The sequence below is a fragment of the Streptomyces alboflavus genome (assembly GCF_000716675.1).
In the GTDB taxonomy this organism is placed as follows: Bacteria; Actinomycetota; Actinomycetes; order Streptomycetales; family Streptomycetaceae; genus Streptomyces; species Streptomyces alboflavus.
In genome coordinates this window covers 19,387-41,102 of the sequence record NZ_JNXT01000029.1, presented here as the reverse complement: position 1 = coordinate 41,102, position 21,716 = coordinate 19,387, and the positions used below count along the sequence as shown (strand labels likewise).

General features: G+C 70.1%; 28 protein-coding genes and 1 riboswitch. Of the genes, 8 read left to right on the top strand and 20 right to left on the bottom strand.

Annotated elements, in window-relative coordinates:
- Positions 1–41 precede the first annotated feature (41 nt).
- The 11 genes from OO63_RS22175 to OO63_RS45505 form a co-directional block, all read right to left on the bottom strand.
- Positions 42–932 (bottom strand): bifunctional DNA primase/polymerase, encoded by an 891-nt coding sequence (locus OO63_RS22175; protein ID WP_030360952.1) that lies wholly within the window; start codon positions 930–932, stop codon positions 42–44.
- The gene (locus tag OO63_RS22170) at positions 929–1,657 is read right to left on the bottom strand and encodes a DNA cytosine methyltransferase (protein WP_030360953.1); all 729 of its coding nucleotides are present in this window, start codon (positions 1,655–1,657) and stop codon (positions 929–931) included. Before OO63_RS22170 ends, OO63_RS22175 begins: the two co-directional genes overlap by 4 nt.
- Positions 1,658–1,741: 84 nt before the next feature.
- Complete coding sequence (locus tag OO63_RS22165; RefSeq protein WP_030360954.1) at positions 1,742–2,050, bottom strand: hypothetical protein; 309 nt, start codon at positions 2,048–2,050, stop codon at positions 1,742–1,744.
- 204 nt (positions 2,051–2,254) lie between these two features.
- Positions 2,255–4,378, bottom strand: a complete 2,124-nt coding sequence (locus OO63_RS22160) for a P-loop NTPase family protein (protein WP_030360955.1) — start codon at positions 4,376–4,378, stop codon at positions 2,255–2,257.
- A 32-nt stretch (positions 4,379–4,410) separates the two neighbouring features.
- Complete coding sequence (locus OO63_RS22155) at positions 4,411–4,977, bottom strand: hypothetical protein (RefSeq protein WP_030360956.1); 567 nt, start codon at positions 4,975–4,977, stop codon at positions 4,411–4,413.
- A gap of 28 nt (positions 4,978–5,005) precedes the next feature.
- Positions 5,006–5,389: an RRQRL motif-containing zinc-binding protein gene (locus OO63_RS22150; RefSeq protein WP_030360957.1), complete on the bottom strand. Its 384-nt coding sequence runs from the start codon at positions 5,387–5,389 to the stop codon at positions 5,006–5,008.
- Positions 5,389–6,219 carry a DUF2637 domain-containing protein gene (locus OO63_RS22145; RefSeq protein ID WP_051811093.1) on the bottom strand — a complete coding sequence of 277 codons (831 nt, stop codon included), beginning with the start codon at positions 6,217–6,219 and terminating at the stop codon, positions 5,389–5,391. Before OO63_RS22145 ends, OO63_RS22150 begins: the two co-directional genes overlap by 1 nt.
- Before the next feature lie 53 nt (positions 6,220–6,272).
- The gene (locus OO63_RS22140) at positions 6,273–6,491 is read right to left on the bottom strand and encodes a hypothetical protein (protein ID WP_030360959.1); all 219 of its coding nucleotides are present in this window, start codon (positions 6,489–6,491) and stop codon (positions 6,273–6,275) included.
- Positions 6,488–6,934 (bottom strand): Pycsar system effector family protein, encoded by a 447-nt coding sequence (locus OO63_RS22135; protein WP_030360960.1) that lies wholly within the window; start codon positions 6,932–6,934, stop codon positions 6,488–6,490. Before OO63_RS22135 ends, OO63_RS22140 begins: the two co-directional genes overlap by 4 nt.
- Positions 6,931–7,200: a DUF6284 family protein gene (locus OO63_RS22130; protein ID WP_030360961.1), complete on the bottom strand. Its 270-nt coding sequence runs from the start codon at positions 7,198–7,200 to the stop codon at positions 6,931–6,933. Before OO63_RS22130 ends, OO63_RS22135 begins: the two co-directional genes overlap by 4 nt.
- Before the next feature lie 90 nt (positions 7,201–7,290).
- The gene (locus OO63_RS45505) at positions 7,291–7,743 is read right to left on the bottom strand and encodes a hypothetical protein (protein ID WP_051811087.1); all 453 of its coding nucleotides are present in this window, start codon (positions 7,741–7,743) and stop codon (positions 7,291–7,293) included.
- Between the two features lie 447 nt (positions 7,744–8,190).
- Between OO63_RS45505 and OO63_RS22120 the strand changes: the two genes are divergently transcribed.
- From OO63_RS22120 to OO63_RS45500, 4 genes are all read left to right on the top strand, one after another.
- Positions 8,191–8,964 (top strand): GntR family transcriptional regulator, encoded by a 774-nt coding sequence (locus tag OO63_RS22120; protein ID WP_030360963.1) that lies wholly within the window; start codon positions 8,191–8,193, stop codon positions 8,962–8,964.
- Complete coding sequence (locus OO63_RS22115; RefSeq protein WP_030360964.1) at positions 8,961–9,545, top strand: GNAT family N-acetyltransferase; 585 nt, start codon at positions 8,961–8,963, stop codon at positions 9,543–9,545. The genes OO63_RS22120 and OO63_RS22115 overlap by 4 nt, the downstream gene beginning before the upstream one ends.
- A gap of 48 nt (positions 9,546–9,593) precedes the next feature.
- Positions 9,594–9,833, top strand: a complete 240-nt coding sequence (locus tag OO63_RS22110; RefSeq protein ID WP_030360965.1) for a hypothetical protein — start codon at positions 9,594–9,596, stop codon at positions 9,831–9,833.
- Between the two features lie 721 nt (positions 9,834–10,554).
- Complete coding sequence (locus tag OO63_RS45500) at positions 10,555–11,001, top strand: hypothetical protein (protein WP_157854032.1); 447 nt, start codon at positions 10,555–10,557, stop codon at positions 10,999–11,001.
- Positions 11,002–11,151: 150 nt separating this feature from the next.
- Here OO63_RS45500 and OO63_RS45495 read toward each other — a convergent pair whose 3' ends face one another.
- Positions 11,152–12,075: a hypothetical protein gene (locus tag OO63_RS45495; RefSeq protein WP_157854031.1), complete on the bottom strand. Its 924-nt coding sequence runs from the start codon at positions 12,073–12,075 to the stop codon at positions 11,152–11,154.
- 536 nt (positions 12,076–12,611) lie between these two features.
- On the opposite strand from OO63_RS45495, the gene chrA reads away from it, so the two are divergent.
- Both chrA and OO63_RS22100 read left to right on the top strand, forming a co-directional pair.
- A complete protein-coding gene (gene chrA / locus OO63_RS22105) occupies positions 12,612–13,802 on the top strand; it encodes a chromate efflux transporter (protein WP_051811086.1) in 1,191 nt (396 codons plus the stop codon).
- Between the two features lie 101 nt (positions 13,803–13,903).
- A complete protein-coding gene (locus OO63_RS22100) occupies positions 13,904–14,908 on the top strand; it encodes an arsenic resistance protein (protein ID WP_030360967.1) in 1,005 nt (334 codons plus the stop codon).
- A gap of 21 nt (positions 14,909–14,929) precedes the next feature.
- On the opposite strand, the gene OO63_RS22095 is transcribed toward OO63_RS22100, so the two are convergent.
- Positions 14,930–15,376, bottom strand: a complete 447-nt coding sequence (locus OO63_RS22095; protein ID WP_051811092.1) for an arsenate reductase ArsC — start codon at positions 15,374–15,376, stop codon at positions 14,930–14,932.
- A 14-nt stretch (positions 15,377–15,390) separates the two neighbouring features.
- Positions 15,391–15,786, bottom strand: a complete 396-nt coding sequence (locus OO63_RS22090) for an ArsR/SmtB family transcription factor (RefSeq protein ID WP_030360969.1) — start codon at positions 15,784–15,786, stop codon at positions 15,391–15,393.
- A gap of 71 nt (positions 15,787–15,857) precedes the next feature.
- On the opposite strand from OO63_RS22090, the gene arsM reads away from it, so the two are divergent.
- Together arsM and OO63_RS45490 are read left to right on the top strand one after the other, a co-directional pair.
- A complete protein-coding gene (arsM, locus tag OO63_RS22085) occupies positions 15,858–16,607 on the top strand; it encodes an arsenite methyltransferase (RefSeq protein WP_030360970.1) in 750 nt (249 codons plus the stop codon).
- A 9-nt stretch (positions 16,608–16,616) separates the two neighbouring features.
- On the top strand, positions 16,617–16,784 hold the full coding sequence (locus OO63_RS45490; RefSeq protein ID WP_157854030.1) for a hypothetical protein: 168 nt from the start codon (positions 16,617–16,619) through the stop codon (positions 16,782–16,784).
- Between the two features lie 18 nt (positions 16,785–16,802).
- Here the strand turns inward: OO63_RS45490 and OO63_RS22080 are convergent, their stop codons facing one another.
- The 6 genes from OO63_RS22080 to OO63_RS22055 all read right to left on the bottom strand — a co-directional run bounded on the left by OO63_RS22080 (position 16,803) and on the right by OO63_RS22055 (position 21,470).
- Positions 16,803–17,402 carry a hypothetical protein gene (locus OO63_RS22080; protein ID WP_030360971.1) on the bottom strand — a complete coding sequence of 200 codons (600 nt, stop codon included), beginning with the start codon at positions 17,400–17,402 and terminating at the stop codon, positions 16,803–16,805.
- A 126-nt stretch (positions 17,403–17,528) separates the two neighbouring features.
- Positions 17,529–17,819 carry a DUF6355 family natural product biosynthesis protein gene (locus OO63_RS22075; protein WP_030360972.1) on the bottom strand — a complete coding sequence of 97 codons (291 nt, stop codon included), beginning with the start codon at positions 17,817–17,819 and terminating at the stop codon, positions 17,529–17,531.
- 116 nt (positions 17,820–17,935) lie between these two features.
- Positions 17,936–18,436: an MmcQ/YjbR family DNA-binding protein gene (locus OO63_RS22070; protein WP_078619288.1), complete on the bottom strand. Its 501-nt coding sequence runs from the start codon at positions 18,434–18,436 to the stop codon at positions 17,936–17,938.
- A 57-nt stretch (positions 18,437–18,493) separates the two neighbouring features.
- Entirely contained in the window at positions 18,494–19,378 is an 885-nt protein-coding gene (locus OO63_RS22065; RefSeq protein ID WP_078619287.1) for an ABC transporter ATP-binding protein, read from the bottom strand.
- Positions 19,375–20,394 carry a FecCD family ABC transporter permease gene (locus tag OO63_RS22060; protein ID WP_234311326.1) on the bottom strand — a complete coding sequence of 340 codons (1,020 nt, stop codon included), beginning with the start codon at positions 20,392–20,394 and terminating at the stop codon, positions 19,375–19,377. The genes OO63_RS22065 and OO63_RS22060 overlap by 4 nt, the downstream gene beginning before the upstream one ends.
- 32 nt (positions 20,395–20,426) lie before the next feature.
- Positions 20,427–21,470, bottom strand: a complete 1,044-nt coding sequence (locus OO63_RS22055; RefSeq protein WP_051811085.1) for an ABC transporter substrate-binding protein — start codon at positions 21,468–21,470, stop codon at positions 20,427–20,429.
- 58 nt (positions 21,471–21,528) lie between these two features.
- Positions 21,529–21,715, bottom strand: a riboswitch (cobalamin riboswitch).
- Position 21,716: the final 1 nt, after the last annotated feature.

The window sequence follows — 21,716 nt, the reverse complement described above, 5'->3', positions numbered from 1 at the left end:
CGCGGCCGGTTGGCCTTCCAAGGGGGAGCGGCCACGGGCGTTCATGCCGCTTCCCGGGGTCGGGCTTTGCGGATGGAGCTGTCCAGGGCGCTGCGGATCGTGGCGCGGCACTCGGCAGCGGTCAGGCCCCGCCCCTCTCCCGCCCCTTGGAAGGCCTCTTCCGCCACGTGCCGGGGGAGGTCGCCCCACGCCACGAACCGTCCCACCTTGAAGGCGCAGCGGTTGAGGGTGGTGTTGCGCTGCTTGTCCGGCGCCGTGGTGACGATGGCGCACTCGGCTTGCAGTGCGGCCAGTGCCGCGCGGCTCCCGTCGACCGCAGGAAGCCGCAGCGGGCCGACAGAGCGTGCGGGAGCGGGTTTCAGGATGGTTTGTAGCCATTCAGGCAACGGAGCCGCCACAGGGCTGCTCAGGGCTTCGTACGGTCCGGCGGGGGTGGTGCTGCCCGCAGCGACGACGTAGCCACCCCATCCGCGCGTGTCGACCAACTCACCGATGGTCCCCGCCGTGTTGGCCAGGCGGACGGTGGGCGGGGCGGTGAAGTACAGGTGCGTCCCGCCGCTTGCGGTCCGGGTGCGGTAGGTGTCGGGGACGGCGTGGCCGGTGCGCTCGCAGAGCGCCGTGAAGGTCGTCACGCCGCAAGGCGTGTCCGCACTGCTGTTGTTCTTGGGCATGTCGAGGTCGACGACGACCAGCCCGGAAGGGCCGGTGGCCACACCGATGTTGAAGGGCGCGTGCGACCAGGTGGCGCGGATGCGGTCGGGGTCGGTGGTGGCGCGCTGTTCCCACTTGCGGTGCCCGTCCGCGCACGGGCCGGTGCGGGGGCAGGTGGCTTCGCCGTGCAGGGCGGGGCGCTTGGTGCCGGGGCGCAGGGGGAAGACATGCCAGCCACGGGCGGCGGCGTCCAGGGCAGCGTTCAACAGGTGTTCACTCATGCCGCCACCCCCGCCGACGTGCGGGAGGCGAGGAAGGCGCGGCCGATCCGCTGGGTGTAGGCGGGCGGGATGGCTTCGGTCAGCTCCTCGCGCACGTTCGTCCAGTCGATGCCCAGCGCGGCCTGAAGCTCCGGGACGGAGGGCTTACCGCCGCCGTTGCCGTACGCGGCCACGTACGGGCCGTCGAAGTACCGGCCGTGGCGGTAGCCGCGCACGCGTCCCCGGTGCGGGATGTGCGCCGGCTGCTCGATCTGCCAGCCGCCGAGTTCGAAGTTGCGGTGCCGGATGACGTCGAGCCCGAACATCTCGCCGCACAGGGTCAGGTCTTTGCGGATCTTGGCGCGGCCGTTGGGCTGCTCGATGACGTAGGGCAAGCCCGTCCGGTCGAGCAGGTCACGGGTGGGCGCCACGAGGTCGACGTGGGAACTGCCCCACCCTTGCGACTGGTTGGTGCCCACGGTCAGGGCGCATCCTGCCTGGCAGGGCGGGGAGGCGTGGATGAACGCGTACCGCTGGATCTCGCCGGTCGTGATGAGGCGGGCGAGGTGTTCCAGGGCGTCGCCCCGGTGGTAGGGGAAGGGATAGTTCGGGCGGTCGGCGACGTCGCACCCGTGGACGGTGAAGCCGGCGCGGGCGTAGCCCATGGCGGCGCCGCCGGCGCAGGAGAACAGGTCCAGCAGTAACGGCCGGTGGCCGTCTCGCCGGATGTGGGTGGGTTGCGTCATGCTGAATGTCTCCAGTTCTGTGAAGAGTGCTGGTGACAAGGGCGGCCCCAGGCTTTGGCGAGACGGGGGCCGCCCTTGGCGTAGCTAGGTCTTGGTGCGGGCCAGGCGCAGGGTGATGCCGCCGATGCCGAGGGGTCCGGCGGCTCCGCCGATGGCCATGGCGGTGTGGGCGGCGACGTCGAGCAGGGCGAGGAAGGCGGCCACGAGGCCGAAGACGCCCATGGCTCCCGCGCCCGCGAGGGCGAGGGGGAAGAGGTAGTGGCGCAGCGGACGGCCGGTCTGGTCGGTGGTGTGGACGACGATGACGACGGGCTGGCCGGTGGCCTGTGCGCGGCGGTAGTCGTCGGCGGGGATGTGCGGGGCGATGATCCCCGGCGGGTCGCGGTGGTTCATCCGGAATCCCTTCAACGGTCGGCGCAGGGAGGCAGCGACACCCCTTTACGAGGGCGCCGTGGAGGGGGTTTCAGGGGTGCTGGTCTGCGCGCCTCCCTGACTCCCTGGCAGGCCATATGCGCAGGTCAATGACAGGGAGTTGGGGCAGGGAGGGGGTGAGGGAGTTCTCCCTGCCTCCCTGCCCCGGACGGGTGCGGGTCCCTGCTACTGGGCAGCGGAAGCGGAACTGTCGTCGTCGCGGTTGGCGAGGGCGCGGGCGACGCGGTCACGGCCCACGACCATGCGGCCGTCGGACTTGTACGGCTCCGCGCCATCGGCTTCCAGCACGCGCTTGAGGTCACCGGGCGTCCAGTCGCCATACGCGTTCGCGTCCAGCACGGTGAGGCGCTTGAGGACGTCGGCTGTCAGCACCCGGGGAGCGTCCCCGAGCACGGCGGCGACGTCGGCCAGCGGATCGCGGTCCTCGCCGTGCTCAATGACGTGCAGGGTGGTGACCCCGTCGCGGAGCCGCTTGGCCCGCTCCGCGATCTCAGTCGCGTCGTCGGTGTCGATGTAGTGCGTGCGCACCGTGATGGAAGCCTGCCCGGCGGGAATGGCGATCCCGTCGGAGGCGACCACGACCGTGCCCTTGTCCAGCCCGGGGCGCAGCAGGTTCGGAGCCGCGCCACCGTCAACCGCCTTGTCCCCCAGCGCCATACGGGCCTGCGACTCCGTGCCCAGCGCGAGGGAAGCCCGCGTGTGCGCGCCTTCGCGTACGAGCTTGGGGAGGTTCTGGTCGGTGGGGTCCTGGGTGCCCTGCCACATCAGGACGTTGACCGCCCGGCCCTGGTTGTGAATCTTGCGCACGGCCATGAAGTAGCGGCTGGTCGCCTTGCTGCCGCCGTAGGGGCGCTTGTCGTCGCCGACGACCGGGCACATGAACGCCATCTGCGCCTCGTCCACGATGACGACCAGCAGCGGAAACACGGTGCCGGGCGGGGCCTGGAGGCGGCGGTTCATCTCTTCCACCGCGTCCTCGGCCATCTCGGTGACCTGGATGACGTGTTCGTCGGTCGGTCCCTGGATGAGCCGGGTGGCGAGGCCGTCGAACATCGCCCAGTCGCCCACGCCCTTGAGGTCGCCCATCCAGAACTCCACCGACCGGTCCAGGGCCAGCCACAGGGCCAGAGACCTGAGCGCGGCGGTCTTGCCCTGGTTCGACAAGCCCGTGATGAGCAGGTGGCGCTGGTACAGGCTCAGGCTCGCTGCGTCCCCGCGCAGGTCCTGACCCCACGGGGCACGGCCCTTGGCGTAGTCGGCGGTCAGCGACTCGTCGGTGACGAGCGGGGAGGGGCCGATCGGCTCGTCCAGTGCCCCGGAGTCGGCGATCCACAGCCGGACGGTGCGGGCGGCTTCGGGGATGGTGATGAACACCTCGTGCTCGTGGCGGGTCAGGTTCTCCGCGAGCTTGCGCCGGCGGTTCTGCACCTCGTTGGTGGACACCCCGGACGGCAGGGTGACGTCGACTTCCACGCCGCATCCGGCGATGCGGATCGGACCCAGCATGGCCGCGCCCGCGTCGCCCATCTCCTTGATGGCGTTGCGCAGCGCGGGCACTCCGAGGTCGTGCAGGGCCTTGACGACGATCGAGGGGGTGATGGGCTCGCCCTCGCTGCCACGGGCGTTGGCGGGCAGCGTCCATGCAGGCGCGGCCTGCTGCTTGCGGCCCACGGCCCACAGGCTGAGCAGGGCCAGGAAGGGGCCGATCGTGAGGAGCGGGCCCCACACCACCATGACGATGGTGACGAGCAGGCTGATCAGGCCGATCACGGCGGCGAGGGGGGTGATGACGTCGGCGGGGTCCTTGGTGGCCAGCGCGAGGGCCACCCCCAGTCCGATCAGGCCGCCGATGCCCAGGCCGGTGCCGACCAGGGCGGTTTTGGCGGCGTCGATGGGGGAGGTCAGCAGGTCCATGCGGCGCCGGTGGCGGGCGTCGCGGAAGCGCTGCCCGCGCTCCTCCCACTCCGCCGCCACCTCGTAGTTCCCGGCGGCTTCAGCGGCGCGGAGCATGCGCTCATAGCGGGCCGGGGTGCGGGCATCCAGCGTGCGCCGGGCCACGATCCGGCCCCCGCCCACCACGTACATGCCGTGGCGGGCGACTGCGCGGGCAGCGGTCTTCGTGTGCTCGTGCGTGAGTGCATGCCGCACGGCGCGCCCGGAGCGCACCCACAGCGGCGCTACCGGCGCCGACTCGGCAGGCGAATCCGGGACCACGGACAGCACGGTCGGTCCCTGCCCCGGGGCAGGGGGCTCAGGGTCCTTGTAGAGGTGAACGACGTTCTCACTCATGTTGAAGAACTCCAGACTGGGAAAGCGGCCGCTCAGGCAGCGGCGGATGCGGTGGCGCCGGGCACGAGCTGGTCGGCCAGGTACTCGCAGCCGTAGGCCTCCTGCTCGTGCTGCTCGACCAGGCGGGCGTATTCGCGGGACTGGCGACGGGACTGGCGCTCCACGCCGAACTGCGCACGCGCGTCACGCACGACCTGGTCGACGACGTTCTTGCGGCTGAACTGCATGGCGTGCACGAGTTCGTGCACGAGCGTCACGGCGAACTGCCCCGGGGAGGCGTGCTGGTCGACGTTCACCAGCACCAACACGCTTCCGTTGACGCGGGGGACGGCATGTCCGGACGCGTCACGGGCGAGGCGCCGGGCGCCTCGCTCCGCACGGTTGCGGGTGCGCTTGTCCAGGACCCCGGCCAGTTCCGCGTCAGCGGCCGAACCGAGCTCGGCCATCCCGCGCGGGTTGGTCAGGATGATCTCGACGTCGGGCATCCGCCCGGGCACAGCCCGGTCGACCAGGCGCACGGCCTGCGGGGCGAGCTGCTTGGCGGTGCGCAGGGTAGGCCCGTATCCGGGAATCTTGTGCGTGCTCACGGTGAGGTTCATCAAGATGCTCCGTCTGCTGTGGCCGCGCTCAGGCGGCGTGGTCAGGAGAGGCGCTGAGGCACCGGCCGCACATGCCCAGCGACGTCGGGATGCAGTAGCCGACGTCCAGGCGGCAGGCCGGGCAGGTGCGGCGGGCGAGCATCGCCAGCGCGAGCGCGCCCCACTTGCGCGAGGTCATCGGCCGCACCGGCTTGGCCAGCTCTTCGCGGTAGAGGTAGGCGACGCGCGGCCCACCGGCACGGCGGTTGATCCGCATGACCTGAGCCGCGATCGGCTGGCCCCCGGGCCGCAGACCACGGGCCCGTAACTGCCGCCGTGTGCACAGGCCTTCGGGAGCCAGACGCCAGGGATAGGTGGGCACGCCGTAGCGGGCGCCGGACGGGTCGAAGCACTTCGCGTACGCGGCCGACATCACGCCACCGCCCCGGCGCGCTCCGCACGCAGCGCATCCCGCAGACCGCGCGCGTTCTTCGGCGAGGTGCGCACGGCCAAGCGGATGCCTTCGGCGGTCAGCTTCGCGTCCGGCCAGTCGGCCGTGGCCGCGCGCGCCTCAGCGAGCAGTTGCTCGCCGGTGCGCTTGGGTCGAGTCGACTTCGCGACGTCCGGCACCCGACCAGTCGCCCGGCGCGGCTGCTTCGACTGAGCGGGCACCGTGCGCGCCACGATCGGACGGGCAGAGGCCGACTCGATCGCCGGGACGGGCTTGCTCACCAGGGCCGACTTCAGGAACCCGACAGCCACCGGACGGGGCAGCGCCGTGACGTTCGGCGTGATCGGCGCGGGGGTCGATTCTGGCAGGCCAGCCGTAGACCGAACCCTTATGGTCTCAGTAGATTCCTCCGCATTTGCGGCTGGTGGATCGATCGGGGTCGACTGGTGGTGCAGGACCTTGGCGACCAGGTCCGACCCGAAGTAGATCGCCCCGACCGGCAGCGACGTGGCGAGCAGGACCAGTGCCCAGTTCTCGTAGTCGCCCTGCGCGAGTCGGCCCCAGTCGACGGTGCGGTCGTGCAGCTCCGGGACCAGGCCGTGCACGTAGTTCAGGACCAGCGAGGCGAGCGTGTACGCGCCCAGGACCCGCAGCGCGAACTGCCGGGCGTCGCCGGTCAACACGAGGGTGGCGACCAGGGCCAGGGTCATCAGGCCGTCGATGACGAACGGGTACAGCGTCGCGGCCGTGTCATCCGCGCCGATCGCGCGGGCCACATCCCGAAGCGCGTTCCACGAGACCCGAAACGCCATGGCGACCACGGCGACCAGGGCGAGCACGAGCAGCGTCTTGCCGTTGAAGTATTTCACCGGCCTGCCTCCCCCGTGTCGTGGTGCGGCTCGTTCGGGGACGGCGCGGGCGTCTGGGTGCTCAGGTGGCGGGCGATGAGCAGGCACCCGATGGAGAGGGCGAGGGCGGGCCAGGGGAGGGCGTAGACGAACGCCGACACACTCGCCGCGACGGCACCCAGCACGCACACGACGGTGACGGTCAGGCGCCACCACTTGCGGCCGACGGCGCTCATGCCGCACCCCCCAGCGCGAACAGCGCCGCCAGGATCAGCAGCGCCCCACCAGCGCAGGTCAGGTCGACCGCGCGACGCAGGCACGTGAACTTCGCGACGGCCAGGCGGGACAGCCCGGCGATGTCGGCGGCGAGATCGCTCGACAGCGCGGCAGGGATCTCCTCCGGGGTGAGCGTGGCCCACAGCGGAAAGCCGTGCCGACCGCGCAGGTTCGGCCGCACCGAACGCAGCAGCAGACCAGCAGCCGCGACCAGCAGCCCCATCCCGAGCACTCCCGCCAGGCAGGCGGGCAAGTTCACGGGCAGCGCGCGGCCGACGGTCCAGGCGCCGGCGAACACCGCGCCGACGAACGCCAGCAACAGGCCCGTCTTGGTGTCCGTGCGCGCGATCTCCGCCTTCACCTCAGCGTGCGCGACCATCAGGTTCCGGTCCGGGGCGCTCACGCGGCACCACCCGGAAGGCTCGCCCCGGCAGTGCGGTTGACCAGCGCGATCCGCGCGGCCAACGCCCGACGGCGGGCCCGGCGGATCCGGCGCTCGTCCAGCTCGTTCGGCGTGCGGTCAAGGGTGACGATCTGCGCGTCCAACAGGTCGACGTCCGCGAGGATCACGGGCATCTCCTGCTCGATCGCGGCCAGTTCCGCGCCGGTCGGCTCGATCCAGTCGGCGAACGCCGTAACGGCGTCCTGAACAGTGACGATGTGGCTCATGGGTCGTGGTCTCCCTAGCAGGTGGAACGGCCCGAACAGCGCTCCCGGAGTTGCCGCTCCGGGGGCGCGCGCCGTTTGAGGTGGGGTGGATCAGGAGTAGATGCGCTGGGCACCGGCCACGCGCAGCGCGGTGTGCGCTTGGCGGGCCCGCAGCCCCGCCGCGTCCAACTCGTCGGCCGGCACGTCGCCCACGGCCATCGCCGCGTCGACCGCGTCCTGAGCGACAGCCAGAAGGGCGCTGTCCTGCGTGGTCATGAACAGCGTGTCCATCGCGCTGGTGACAGCCGAACGGGCCGCGTACCGGGCCTGCCGCGTCTCGACCGTGTCGGCCACACCTTCCCGGCGGGCCACGATCTTCAGGTACTGCTGTTCCCGGTGGCGCACCAGCGCGGACAGCAGCGCCGGGACAGCGTCGGCCAACGCCCGACGGCGCTGCTCCGCCATCGCTGTCCGGGTCGTTCGGGTGGCGCTCAGGTGCTGCATGAACCCGGCGACAACGGCCCCGGACAGAGTGCCGAGAACCGCGATCAACGTTGCAGTCATGAGGACTCCCAAAGGGTGGAAGAAGCCTGTTCCGGCTCCCCTCAGCGCTGCTCGTACGAGACGAGCAGCGCTGAGGGGAGCCGGCCGCAGCAGAAGTGCCGCGACGAGGGTTGAGCAGTGCGAATGTCCCCTTCAGGTCCGCCGCTCCCGTATCAGGTAGAGCAGCCATGCCTGGCGAAGGCGTATGGGGACGTGACCTTTCGGTCTAAGCCCTCCGGGACTGACAAGGGACCCGGGACCCTCCCCCCGACCGACGCGGGGCTCCTGGTCGTGCGGTCTTGCAGATCAAGCAGTGATGCAGACGACAGCAACTCAAGGGAATTGCTCCGCTTGCTCAACTTGTTGGAACAAGTTGATGCAGTGATGCTGCACCCACGGACGGTGAGTCGTCAAGGGATTGGGGCCCACATGTACCAACAAGTTGAGCGAGTGCGTCATGATGGGCGCATGAACAAGCAGCCGAAGTACCGGCAAGTGGCCGACGCCCTGCGGCGGGAGATCGACGGCGGGGCGCTCCCCCCGGGGTCCCGGCTGCCCTCGGAGAGCGAGCTTTCGGCGCGCTTCGACGCCTCACGGAACACTGTGCGTTCCGGGCTAAGCCTGCTGGTCAGCGAGGGGCTGATTACGTCCAGTCAGGGGCTCGGCTACGAAGTCCGATCGCACGAAGTGTTCGAGCTGAACGCGTCTCAGTTTGAGAACCTGAACTTCCCTCAGAACGGCGACGCATACAGCACCGACGTGACGAACGCGGGCCGCCGGCCACATCAGACGTTCCGCGTGGAGATGAAGCCGGCGCCCGAAGATGTAGCGGAGCGGCTGACCGTCGAGGCGGGATCTACCACTGTCCTGCGGTTCTGTCACCGCTTCGTCGACGATGTGCCTTGGTCGACTCAGGCGACGCACTACCCCGCTTGGCTCGTCGAGCAGGCGCCACGGCTCGCTGAGCCTGGCGACATCGCCGAGGGGACTACCCGATATCTCGCAGCCCATGGCATCGAGCAGGTCGGGTACTTCGACGAGATCTCGACGCGGATGCCGACCCCCGACGAGGCCCGCTTGCTGGAGGTCGGCGCTGGGGTACCCGTGCTGCTGTGGATGCGTACGGGCTACTCCGGCGACCGGCCCATCCGGTGCACCATCACCACCTTCCGGGGCGACCTGAACCGGATGAACTACGAGATCGGCGACCTGTCCGCCCGAAGCGAGAACGAGCCTCAGTGAGAATCATCCCGGCCCGACCGGGCGACGTGGCCAAGCTGCTTGCCTTCCGCGAGGAGGCGGCAGCTTGGCTCACCCGTCTTGGCACCGACCAATGGCAGCGCCCGTACCCGCCTGAGCGGCTGCTCTCCACCATCAAGGCAGGCACTGTCTTCATGGCTATGGACGGCGAGGAGACTGTTGGCACCATCACGCTCACGTCAGAAGCCGAGGAAGGGCTGTGGACGGAGGCGGAGTTGGATGAGCCATCGCGGTTCATCAACAAGCTGACTGTGGCACGAAGCCACGCCGGACAGAACGTCGGTGGACGACTGCTGGACTGGGCAGGGGACCGCGCGTACCGCGACGGCGCCAAGTGGCTGCGGCTCGATGCGTGGACCACGAACGAGGCACTCCAGCGCTACTACATCCGCCAGGGGTTCGAGCACGTACGGACAGTCCTCGAAGGGGACGCGGTCAACGGCGGTCCGCGCGTCTCGGGGTGGCTGGCGCAGCGCCCGACTCAACTCCTGGACCACGGCTTTGTTGACCAGACCCCTGCCCCCGACGCCATCCCGCCTGATGGGGATTACGGGCCATTGTGATCAGGGCCGTCCCGGGGGGACCCTAAACGGGACACGAGGGAGACCGCTATGGGTTGGGTCGACCGGGAGCACATCCCCACGCTTGAGGGCGATTGGCGCTACGCGCGCCTCATCAACATGACGAAGCGGCTCCTGGAGCAGTGCATGCCCGTATGTGGCAACTGCAGCGGCGGCACCGTCACCATCGTCGACGACGACGGCAACACGACCGTCGTCGTCTGCGATGCCTGCGACGGCACCGGAGAAGTCGGAACCCTTGCCGACAACGAGGACAACGGGCAGGCGTAGGGCTGCCACTGGCGCGCCCGGAGCGCAACGATTCGAACACCCACCTGGAGCAGGCGCAGCTCGATGGGTGCGGGACCAGCCCCGCGCGCGCGGGGACCACGAACAGCCCACCCCCGCGCTCCCCGAACCCTCGGGACCACCCCCGCACGCGCGGGGACCACTCCACCGCCCTGTCGATCCTGTCGGGGGCAGCGGGACCACCCCCGCACGCGCGGGGACCACGGGAGCTGACCAGGCACGTTAGCCAGACCGACCCCAGTTTTTGCTCACTTTGAGAGAATCGGACATTCCTCCCTCTCCGCATCCAAGCAGCCGACGCGTGAAGCGTATCCGGGCCCGCCCCGGCCGCGCTGTGGCCAACCTGCGGCCAGACTGACCGCGTTCGATGGCTGCGAGAGACAGCGCCAGCAGGTCAAGGCCCGTTCTCACCGCGCCGAGTTGGCGGTCTTGAAAGCCGTCGCTTCTAGTCGCTAAACGTTTCACCAGGTACGTGAGGTATCCACAGGCGCATACTAAGAGAAGGACAATCCGCCACTAGCGAGGGAGCCATCATGCCTGTTCCAGGAACTCGCGAGATCTTCGTGGCCTACCCTTGGGATCTGCACGACGACAGAGCTGCATACAAACGAGCCTACACGTCTATGCAATCAGCCCTCAAAGTGAATTCATCTTTGCGGAGCAAAAAGTCTCAACCAACACTGTCCTTGTCAAGATCCGCGACATGATTGAACAGGCGGCCTTCGGAATCTACGACGTCTCAAACTGGAACGCGAATGTCACTCTGGAGTACGGGATGGCGATTGGCATGAATCGTAAGGCATTCATAGCCTTCAATCCGGGAAGAACGGATCGCGGAGACGTTCCTAGCGATGTCAGGGGTTACGACCGCCTGCAGTACCAAGACTTGAATGAGTTGACCGGTGAAGTGGAGAGCCTTGTAGTCCAAGAGCTTGGCACCGCAGTCGCAGCTAATCCACTCGAAGCTCACCGCCAACAGGTCATCTCCACGATCAGAGTAAACCCAGGGCGCACCATGGGTCAGATTGCCGAGCTGACTGGCCTGGAAAAGGACTACGTGAGATTGCTCATCCGTAGGAGCGGAGAAGAACTTGAGACCGAAGGAGCAACCCGCGGCGTGAAGTACTTTCCTGCGGGATACAACCCATAGCTCTTACGGACGGACGCGGGAGGAATTCACGGTCGGCCACCTGACTCACTAGATCAGAATCGTCGATTCTAGGTGCTCACCCATAGTGGCCTCATGTAGGCAAACGAGTCTGATCCAGCCCTTAGATGTACCCTCCAGAACTTGACAAAGTCAGCTCTGAATCGAGGCCCCAGCGACTCGCCCCCAGATCTGAAGTAGGCGCTTTGCGGGAGGTCCCACGCTAAGACTTGGCCACCCAAATTGGGCATACAAACGATCTAGCATCCCGAACGTTGCAATAGGCGTTCCTGCGAGGTTCACCGCCGTCTGTTGGGCGCTGGCCTCAATACTTCCAAAGAGGTCGCCATGAGTGCGATCAAGAAGCACACCCTGACGGTTAAAGTACTGGATCATTCCCTGCTCTCGGCCATGACCAACAGCGGACAAGGTTTGGTAGGAAATCGTACCGAGCCCTTTTCCTTGGCCTACCAATTCCTCCACCAGCGAGGTTGAACTGACTGGTTTCGACGCCCCGGGCCCAGCAAGGAAGGGGAGGCGCTTCTTGTCCTTAACCCGAGGGGTCAACCCATGCCGATGAGCCGAGTCCGCGATTTCCTTCATGCGCAGATCCATGCGCGCAATTGATTCCTGAACCTCGGCAGACATTTTTCCGCTTGACATTACTTCTGCCAGCTTCTTCTGCTCCCATAGCCCCGCCAAACGTTCGCCCTGCTGCCGCCGAATGCGTTCCAGCGGTGAGATTCCAGGCTCCATAAGGTAATAGCACCGGGCGGAAATTTCGATCGCGCTGCGCGCCAATGATGAGGGCCCGTAAATACATGCAGGCTCGTGTGTGCGCAGCAAGGTAGCGAGGCCAGCCAGATGATCCATAGCCACAGTCGCTAGGTGCACCCCCGCAATGTTCGCGTTGCGCGATGGTGCCGTGGCCCAGTCATCAGCGAAGGGCTCGCTGGCGGCTTCTAGAGCCGCCGGCGACCCCGGAAGAAAACCTTGATGGGTATCGCGATCACGTTCGAACGGCTCGCGCACTGCATCGAGCGAGTCGGCCAAGTCGCCCCATGGATCGGATGACATGGGAGCACCGTACGGGTAACACGGCAGCGAGACATACCTATTTAGCGAGGCTTGTCGACCTCACGTGCCTCCACGGAAAAGGGGAATGTCGCGCACCGCGTCACGATGGTCACCCCACCTGATGGCCCACCACCCACGCTCATCAGCCCCTCGCCTGTGCGCCCCCGTCTCGCAGGTCAACGAGCGAAGCCTTGGGCCGTGTCTGGGCCGTCGGGCGACGCCCCAGGGCGACCAACAACGACCATCGACGACCGCTCCCCCGCTGGTCAGGACGATGCCGAAGCCCTGCTTCCGAGGTGGCAGACCCGGCACATCAGTTCTTCGACATCTAAGCCGCGCTTTCGCTCTGAGCCGCGCGTCCGCTCTGAGCCGTGCTTTCGCTGTGAGTCACGCGTTCGCCACGTGTGAGCGCACAGCTTCCGAAGGCCGTCACCGACCTGGTGGCGGCCTTTGGCCGTGTCCGGGGGGCGCCGTCCGTTCACGCCCGGGCGGTAGGGTCGCGCCGCCCGAAGGGTCCGGGGCGGGGAAGAGGTGCGGTGAGCGGCGCGAGTGGTGAGAGTGGTGTGAGCGGTGGGGGCGACGGGCGGCGGGTGGGGCTCGGGACGGTCGTCCGGGAGTGGGGGTGTATCGGGTGTGTGGGGTTCGGGGGGCCGCCCACGCATGTCGCCCTGCTCAGGAAGCTGTGTGTGGAGCGGCGGGGTTGGGTGTCGGCGGCCGAGTTCGAGGACGGGGTCGCGGCGACCAATCTGCTGCCGGGGCCCGCGTCCACGCAGTTGGCCGTCCTGTCGGCCTGGCGGCTGCGCGGGACGGCCGGGGCGGTGGTCGGGGGCCTGGCCTTCATCGTGCCGGGGCTCGTCCTGATCCTCGCCCTGGCGGCCCTGTTCCTCGCCGGGAGTCCGCCGCTGTGGGTGCGGGGCGCCGCCGCCGGGGCGGGTGCGGCCGTCGCCGCCGTCGCCGTGCAGGCGGCCACCGCGCTGGTTCCGGCGAGTCGGCGGCGGGCCGGTGACCGGCGGGCGGCCCGGGTCCGCTGGGCCTGCTACGTCCTCGCGGGTGGCGCGGCGGCCGCGGTGGTCGGCCCGTGGATGGTGCTTGTGCTGGTCGCGGCCGGTCTGCTGGAGGTCGGGGTGCGCACCCGTGGCGCTCCGGGACGGCGTGCCGCCTGGCCGCTGCCCCTCGCGGTCGCGCTCCCGGCCGGTGGGACGGCCGCCCTCGCGTGGGTGGCGTTCAAGGTCGGGGCGCTGTCCTACGGCGGCGGCTTCGTCATCATTCCGATGATGCAGGCCGACGCCGTCCACACCCACCAGTGGATGACCGATGGCCAGTTCCTCAACGCCGTCGCGCTCGGGCAGGTCACCCCCGGCCCCGTCGTGCAGACCGTCGCCGTCGTCGGCTACGCGGCGGCCGGGATCCCGGGCGGCCTCCTTGCCGCCGCCGTGGCCTTCGCCCCGTCCTTCCTGTTCGTCGTCATCGGCGGTCCCCGCTTCGACCGCATCCGGGCCCACGCCGGTGTGCAGGCGTTCTTCACCGGCGCGGGGCCCGCGGTCATCGGCGCGATCATGGGCTCGGCGCTCCCCCTCGCGCTCGCCCTCCAGCACCTGTGGCAGTACGGGGTGCTCGCCGGTGCCGCGGTCTGGCTCCTGGTGGCCCGGCGTGGCGTGGTCAGCGCACTGCTGACGGCGGGTGCTCTGGGCGTGGCGGCGGCGCTGGTCGGGTGGCCCGCGGGCTGAGGCCTCCGGGCCCGGACCCCCGCGGCCTGCGAGGATGGGGCCCGCCGGCCGACCGGCGGACCCGGGACGGACAAGAGCGACCGAGAGGGACGTACGCACGGATGTCGCAGGACGCTCCGGGCCTGGTGGACCGGATGGACGATCACCAGGTGGCCGTCTACCTGATCGCGATGGCCGCGGGCGCCGCGCTCGGTCTGGCCGCGCCGGACGCCGGGCCCGGTCTGGAACACGCCATCAACCCGGTCCTCGCGGCCCTGCTGTTCGTGACCTTCCTCCAGGTCCCGGCCCGTGAACTGCTTCGCTCCCTCAGGGACGCCCGGTTCCTGGCCGCCGCCCTGGTGGTGAACTTCGCCGTCGTACCGCTCGTGGTCGCCGCGATGTTCGCCTTCCTGCCGGCCGACCAGGCCGTGCGCGTCGGCGTGCTGCTCGTCCTGCTGTGTCCGTGCGTCGACTACGTGATCGTCTTCTCCGGGCTCGCGGGCGGTGCGAGCCGCCGGCTGCTGGCCGCGACGCCGCTGCTGCTCATCGGCCAGATGCTCCTGCTGCCGCTCTTCCTGTACGTGTTCATGGGGCCGGAGCTTGGCGACGTCGTCGAGGCGGGCCCGTTCCTTCAGGCGTTCCTCGTCCTGATCGTCGTGCCGCTCGCCGTGGCCTGGGCCCTGCAGGCGTGGGCCGGGCGCGGGGCGGCCGGGCGGAAGGTGTCCGACGCCGCGACCACCACGATGGTCCCGCTCATGGCCGCGACCCTCCTGACCGTCGTCGCCTCCCAGGTCCCCAAGCTCGGCGGGAACCTCACCGACGTGGCGGCCGTGGTCCCCTGCTACGTCCTGTTCCTGCTCGTGATGGCCTTCGCGGGCAAGGCCGTCGCCCGCCTCTTCCGCCTCGACACCCCGGGCTCCCGCGCGCTCGTCTTCACCGGCGCCACCCGCAACTCCCTCGTCGTGCTGCCCCTGGCCCTGGCCCTGCCCGAGCCCTACGCCATCGCCGCCGTCGTCGTGGTCACACAGACCCTCGTCGAGGTCATCGGCATGGTCGTCTACGTCCGGGCCGTCCCTCGGCTGCTGCCCGAGGGCGCGGAGGCCGGGCGGACTCCGACGGCGAGGTGAGGGCCATATGCCCGCCAGAAGCTACTCGGGCGCGATCTCCGCGAGCAGGCCCCGGACCAGGGACTCGATCTCGTCGCGGATCGGGCGTACGGCGGCGACGCCCTGCCCGGCCGGATCGGCCAGCTGCCAGTCGAGGTAGCGCTTGCCGGGGAAGACGGGGCAGGTGTCGCCGCAGCCCATGGTGACGCAGACGTCCGACTCCCGTACCGCGTCGACGGTGAGGAGCTTCGGCGCCCGGTCGGAGATGTCGATGCCGACCTCCGCCATGGCCTCGACGGCGGCCGGGTTCACGGCGGCACCGGGTGCCGAACCCGCCGACCGGACCTCGACGCGGTCCCCCGCCAGGTGGGTCAGCCAGGCGGCGGCCATCTGGGAGCGGCCCGCGTTGTGGACGCAGACGAAGAGTACGGACGGCTTTCGGCTGCCAGAGCCGTCTGGGCCGTCTGGGCCGTCTGAACCTTCAGGCATGGGCGTCGCCTCGATCATGAGCGCGGCGCCGCGGGGGCGGGTCGGCCCGGGCGGGTGAGGATCCCGGCGAGTCTGTCGGTCGTCTCGGGCAGCAGCCAGTAGTAGACCCAGGTGCCGCGCCGTTCGCAGTCGATGAGTCCGGCCTGCCGCAGGAGCTTGAGGTGGTGGGAGATGGTCGGCTGGGAGAGGTCGAAGGCGGGGGTGAGGTCGCAGACGCAGATCTCGCCGCCCGCGCCCGAGGCGATCATCGAGAGCAGGCGCAGCCGGACCGGGTCGCCCAGGGCCTTGAACACCTTGGCCAGCTCCGCGGCCTGATCCTCGGCCAGGGGCGCGGTCAGCAGCTCCGGGCAGCATCCGTCCGCGGCCGGCGCGGCCGTCTGCCCCAGCACCACGAGCTCTTGTTTCGGCATTCCTCTATGTTGACAAGTTTCGATCCAAGGCGCAACGTTGCATAGACAGACTTCGAATCAGGAGGCACGTCATGAGCGATCAGCCCACTGACCTGCGTGAGACCGTCCGCCGCCGTTACGCCGCCGCCGCACAGGCGGCCGAAGCCCGCACCGGGTGTTGCGGGCCCGAGCCCGTCGAGGTCGACGACACCTTCGGCGGGGCCCTGTACCCGGCCGACGAGCGCGCCACCCTGCCCGCCGAGGCCGTCGCCGCCTCCCTGGGCTGCGGCAACCCGACGGCCGTGGCCGAACTCCGTGAGGGCGAGCGCGTCCTCGACCTCGGCTCCGGCGGCGGGATCGACGTCCTGCTGTCCGCCCGCAGGGTCGGGCCGACCGGGAAGGCGTACGGCCTGGACATGACCGACGAGATGCTCGCCCTCGCGCTGGCCAACCAGAAGAAGGCCGGTGCCACCAACGTGGAGTTCCTCAAGGGCACCATCGAGGCCGTCCCGCTGCCCGCGGACACCGTCGACGTCGTGATCTCCAACTGCGTGATCAATCTGTCCACCGACAAGCCCGCCGTCTTCGCGGAGATGTTCCGCGTCCTCGCGCCGGGCGGCCGCGTCGGCGTCTCGGACGTCGTCGCCGACGACGCCCTCTCCCCCGCCCAGCGAGCCGAACGCGGCGACTATGTCGGCTGCATCGCGGGCGCGCTGTCCTTCTCCGAGTACCGGCGAGGCCTTGAAGCCGCGGGCTTCACCGACATCGAGATCACCCCGACCCACACCGTCGCCGACAGCATGCGTTCCGCGATCGTCCGCGCCACCAAGCCCACCGGTTAAAGTGCGGGCATGTACGGGGGAGCAAGAACAGCGACGACACGGACCTTGCCGTGCACGTGGTGCAACAAGCCGGTGCCGCAGCCGCGCAGGTGGCGCAGGCGGCTCTACTGCAGCAAGGCGCACCGCCGCAAGAACCGCGTCGTGGAGGCCGTCGGCAACTTCCTGGACAGCCTCTAGGACGGGCCCCGAGGTCGGCTAGGAAGCTTCCTCGTCGCAGCCGGCGATGTCGTCCTCGCAGTCGAACACGTCGTCTGTGGCGATGGTGTTCAGACGCCAGACGATCTCGGCCAGGTTCTCGGACCGCCGCTTGTCGGGGGCGACGCGGGCCGTGAACGGGGCGGCGCCCGCCGGGATGTTGAACTGGTCCGCCTGCCGTTCGCCGCAGGCGACGACCCACTCCTGCTCGTCGTCGCCACGGCCGAGCGTGAGCGTGATCTCGTCGGTGTTCGGGGCCACGCAGGTGATGTCGAGGCGGTAGGGCCGCTCGCCCGGCGTCGGGAACGTCTTCCTGAGCCCGTCGGAGAGGGACGTGATGTCGCTGTCGACCAGTTCGACAGGCGTGTCGTCGTAGTCGAGAGCCCTGTCGGCCCGCCGCAACGCGTCCTCCGCGTCGCCCTTTCCCCACTCGACGAGCTGTCCCTCGTCAGCGGGCGGCGAGCTGGACGCGGGCGGCTCGGCGGACCGTTCGGACGGGCCCTCGGACCGGTCGGCCTGGCCGCCGCAGGCCGCGGTCAGGAGGACGACGGCCGCGCCCAGGGCCGCGACGCGTGCTGTCGTACGTATGCGAGGGATCATCGACTGAACTCTACGAGGGAGCGCGGGCGGGAAGCGGCGGCGGCCCGGGTGCGCGCTGGTGCGCGCGCCCGGGCCGCTGGTGGCGCCGCCCGCCGGCAGCGTCACCTTCTCACCGAAGTTCCGTCGTCAGCAGGTGCGGTTGACGTAGTGCGCCCCCTGGATCTTGCTCGCCGAGCCCAGCCACGTCTTGCCGGGGCCGACGCAGCGCTCGTAGTCGGGCGCCAGGGCGACCCTGACGTGGATGACGACGCGGGAGCCGTCCGACGTGCAGTGGTTGTAGAAGGCGTCGGAGGAGGTCTCGTAGAAGCCGCACGGGTCGGCGGCCGCGGGGGTCGCGGTGACGGTCACCGCGCCCAGGGACGTGAACGCGAGAGCGGCGGCGGCGAAGGCGCTGGTCACCAGGCGGCGGACGGGCACGGGGAACTCCTTGGTGAGGGGGGTCGGTTCGGCCCCGGGCCAGGAGCGGTCCGGGGCGGCTTTCGGCCCGAGGATCGCAGCCCCGCGTCACCCCGATTGATCAAACGGCACCCCGTTCACCTGGAAGAACGTTCCCTCCTCCGCCGATCGGATGGATCTCCTCCGTTTTCGCCCGTGGACCCGGCCGCCGGGGGTGTGCCGTCGATCCGCGCCGCGAGCCGCTTCGGCGCCTGAACGCGGTAGCTCTCGGTGAGGAGTTCCGTCACCTCGGCCCAGTCGGTGTCCCCGTCCAGGCGCATGCCCACGACGTTCCTGCCCCAGGAGACGCGGAAGAACGGGGCACCCGCGTGGGTCAGCGCCTCGAACTCCTCGCCGCCGGAGCGGAACGTGAGGGTCGTCGTGAGTCCCTCGGTCGCGATGGCCCGCGCCGACGGGGAGTCCGAGCGGGACAGGTCGGTCAGGTAGACGTGCGCGAAGGTCGCGGTGCGGATGCGCCAGCGGGTGCCGATCCAGGCCGGTTCCTCGTGCGCCTCGGGGAGGTTCAGGCACACGGCGCGCAGGTGGGTGAGGACGTCGAGGGGGACCTCGTCGTCGTCCGGGATCCTCTGGCGCGTCATGGGCCCTCCCCCTCGCTGCGGGTTCTCCGGTGATCTCGTCGCGGGTCTCCGGCGAGTCTAAGGACCCGGCTGTCGCGGTGGCGTTCTCAGGAAGCGGACCGACACGTGGTCCAGCGCGTCCGCCGGGGGCGTCACCCGCGCCCGCACCCCGTACACCTCCGCGATCAGCTCCTCAGTGACGACCTCCGCGGGCGTGCCGTGCGCGTACGCCCTGCCCTCCCTCAGGACCAGGATCTCGTCGCAGAACATGGCGGCCAGGTTGAGGTCGTGCAGGGCGATCACCGTCGTCACGGGGAGCGAGGCGATCAGGTTCAGGAGGTCCAACTGGTGCTGGATGTCGAGGTGGTTGGTCGGCTCGTCGAGGAGCAGTTCGCGCGGCGCCTGGGCCAGGGCGCGGGCGATGTGGGCGCGTTGGCGTTCGCCGCCGGAGAGGGTGTGCCAGGACTGGTCGGCCCGGTCGGTGAGGGAGGTGCGGTCCAGGGCGTCCCGGACGGCCCGCTCGTCGGCGGGGGTGGTGCCCGAGAACGGCCTGCGGTGCGGGATGCGGCCGAGGGCCACCACCTCCCGTACGGTCAACTCCACCTGGGTGGTCGCGTGCTGGTCGACCACCGCGAGCCTGCGCGCCGTCTGTCTGCGGCCGAGCCGGGGCAGCGGCGTGCCGTCCAGCGTGACCACGCCCGCCGCGGGCGCGAGGACGCCCGCGAGGAGGCGCAGCAGCGTGGACTTGCCGGAGCCGTTCGGGCCGATCAGGCCGAGGGTGGTGCCCGGCCGGGGGGCGAGGGTGATGCCGTCGACGATGAGGCGGCCCCCGGCCTCGTGGGCGACCCGGTCCGCCGCGAGGCCGGAGGGCGCGGGGTTCTCGTGCGCCCCAGGCTTCTCGTGCGCCCCAGGCCTCTCGTAGGCCACACGCTTCTCGTACGTCACACGCTTCTCGTACGTCATCGGCTCCTCCGCGTCCGGTACAGCACCGCCACGAACGCCGGTACGCCGATCAGTGACGTGACCACCCCCACCGGGACCTCCTGCGGGTCGAGGACCGTGCGGGCGAGGGTGTCCACCCAGATCAGGAACACCGCGCCCGCGAGCGCCGTCACCGGGAGCAGCCGCGGATGGCCCGCGCCCACCACCGCCCGGGCCGCGTGCGGCAGCGCCAGGCCCACGAACCCGATCGCCCCGGCGCTGCTGACCAGGGCCGCCGTCAGGAGCGCCGTGGTGCACAGGAGGAGCACGCGCACCCGGCCCACATGGACGCCGAGGGTGGCCGCCGCGTCCTGGCCGAAGGCGAACGCGTCGAGCGTGCGGGCGTGCAGCAGGCACACGGTGAGCACGACGACGAGCACCGCGCCGCATGTCCAGACGTCCGTCCAGGCCGCGCCGCTCAGCGAGCCGAGCAGCCAGAACAGCACGCCGCGCGTGGTCTCCGCGTCGGCCGCGGTGAGGACGACGAAGGAGGTGAGCGCGGAGAAGAGCTGCATCGCGGCGACCCCGGAGAGGACCACCCGGTCCGTGGTGTCGCCGAGGGTGTGGCTGAGCAGCAGGACGAGCGCGAACGACACGACGGCGCCGATGAACGCGCCCGCCGACACCGTGAGCACTCCCCCGCCGACACCGAGGACCACGACGGCGACGGCGCCCGTGGACGCGCCGGAGGAGACGCCGAGCACGAACGGGTCGGCGAGCGGGTTGCGAAGGAGCGACTGGAGCACCGCCCCGCACACGGCGAGGCCCGCGCCGCACACCGCCGCGAGGACCGTGCGCGGCATCCGCAGGTTCCACACGATGCCGTCGCGGATCGGCGTCAGCTCCGCCTCGCCCCAGCCGAGGTGGGCGGCCACGGCCGACCACACGTCGGGCACGGAGATGTCGGCGGGGCCGATGGTGACGGCCACGGCGACCGAGAGGAACAGGACGGCGAGCCCGGCCAGGGTGAGCAGTCCGCCGCGCAGCGCCGAGCGCAGGCGATGCGCGCCACCGCCGCCCGCGGCGCCGCTCACTTCGCCAGGCCGAACTCGCGCAGCGCCGCCGCGACTTGTTCGATGCCGTCGACGGTACGGATGCTCGGGTTCAGGGCCTGGCCGCTGAGGAGGACGTAGCGCTTCTTCTTCACGGCCGTGAGGTTCTTCGTGGCCGGGTTGGACTCCAGGAACTTGATCTTCTGGCGGGCGGACTCGGCGGACTGGGACCTGCGGGTGAGGTCGCCGATGACGAGGACGTCGGGGTCGCGGTCGGCGATGGTCTCCCAGTTGATCTGGGGCCACTCCTCGCGGGTGTCGGCGAAGGCGTTCTTCACGCCGAGTTCACGGGTGATGACGCCGGGGGCGCCGCAGCAGCCCGCGATGTAGGGGGCCTCGGAGTTGGCGAACCAGTACATGAGAGTGGTGTCGGAGGCGTCGACGGACCCGGCGGCCTTCGCGGCACGGGACTTGAGGTCCGCGATCAGCTTCTCGCCGCGCTTCTCCACGTCGAAGACCCGGGCGAGGTCGCGGATCTCGCCGTACACGGTGTCCATGGTGAGGGTCTTGGTGCGGGTGCCGTCGTCGTCACCGGCGTTGTCCTTGCCCGCGCAGTCGGTCGGCGAGACGTAGACGGGGACGCCGAGTTCGGTGAACTTGGCGCGGTCGGCGACGCCGCCCTTGCCGACGGTGTAGAGGAACGAGGCGCTGACGAAGTCGGGTTCCTCGTCGAGGACCTTCTCAAGCGACGGGTAGCGGTCGGCGAGCCGCGGGACCTTGGCGTTCTCCTTCTCCAGGCCCTTCAGGACGGGGTCCGTCCAGGTGCCGGTGCCGACCATGCGGTCGGCCAGGCCGAGGGAGAGCAGGATCTCGGTGGAGCCCTGGTCGAGGGAGACGGCCCGCTTCGGCGGGGCCTGCACCTTGGTCTTCTCGCCGCACGTGGTGAGGGTGACGGGGTAACCGGGCCGCGCCTTGTCCGACGTCTTCGTCGGCGAGCCGCCGCACGCGGTCAGCAGGAGGAGGCCCGCACCCAGCAGGGCGGTGAGGGGGATGCGGCGAGCGCGCCGCGTGGTCGAAGGCACACGTCTTCCCGAGTCTCAGGGCTCATGCGCGGAGCCTGGTCTGCGAACTCCGCCGCCCGTGCGGACGGCGGTGCCAGCAGGTCTTCGGACTCGGGTTCGTCCGGGCGGGGCCGCCTTCCCGGGGGTCCGTGGACTCCCAGTGGCCGCTGGCCCCGCCCGTCCCCCTCACCGCTGCGCGTCAGTTCCGGATTCCCACCGGATTCCCCGACCCAGGTGCGGGTACGACTGGCGTCCGCAAGCTATCAC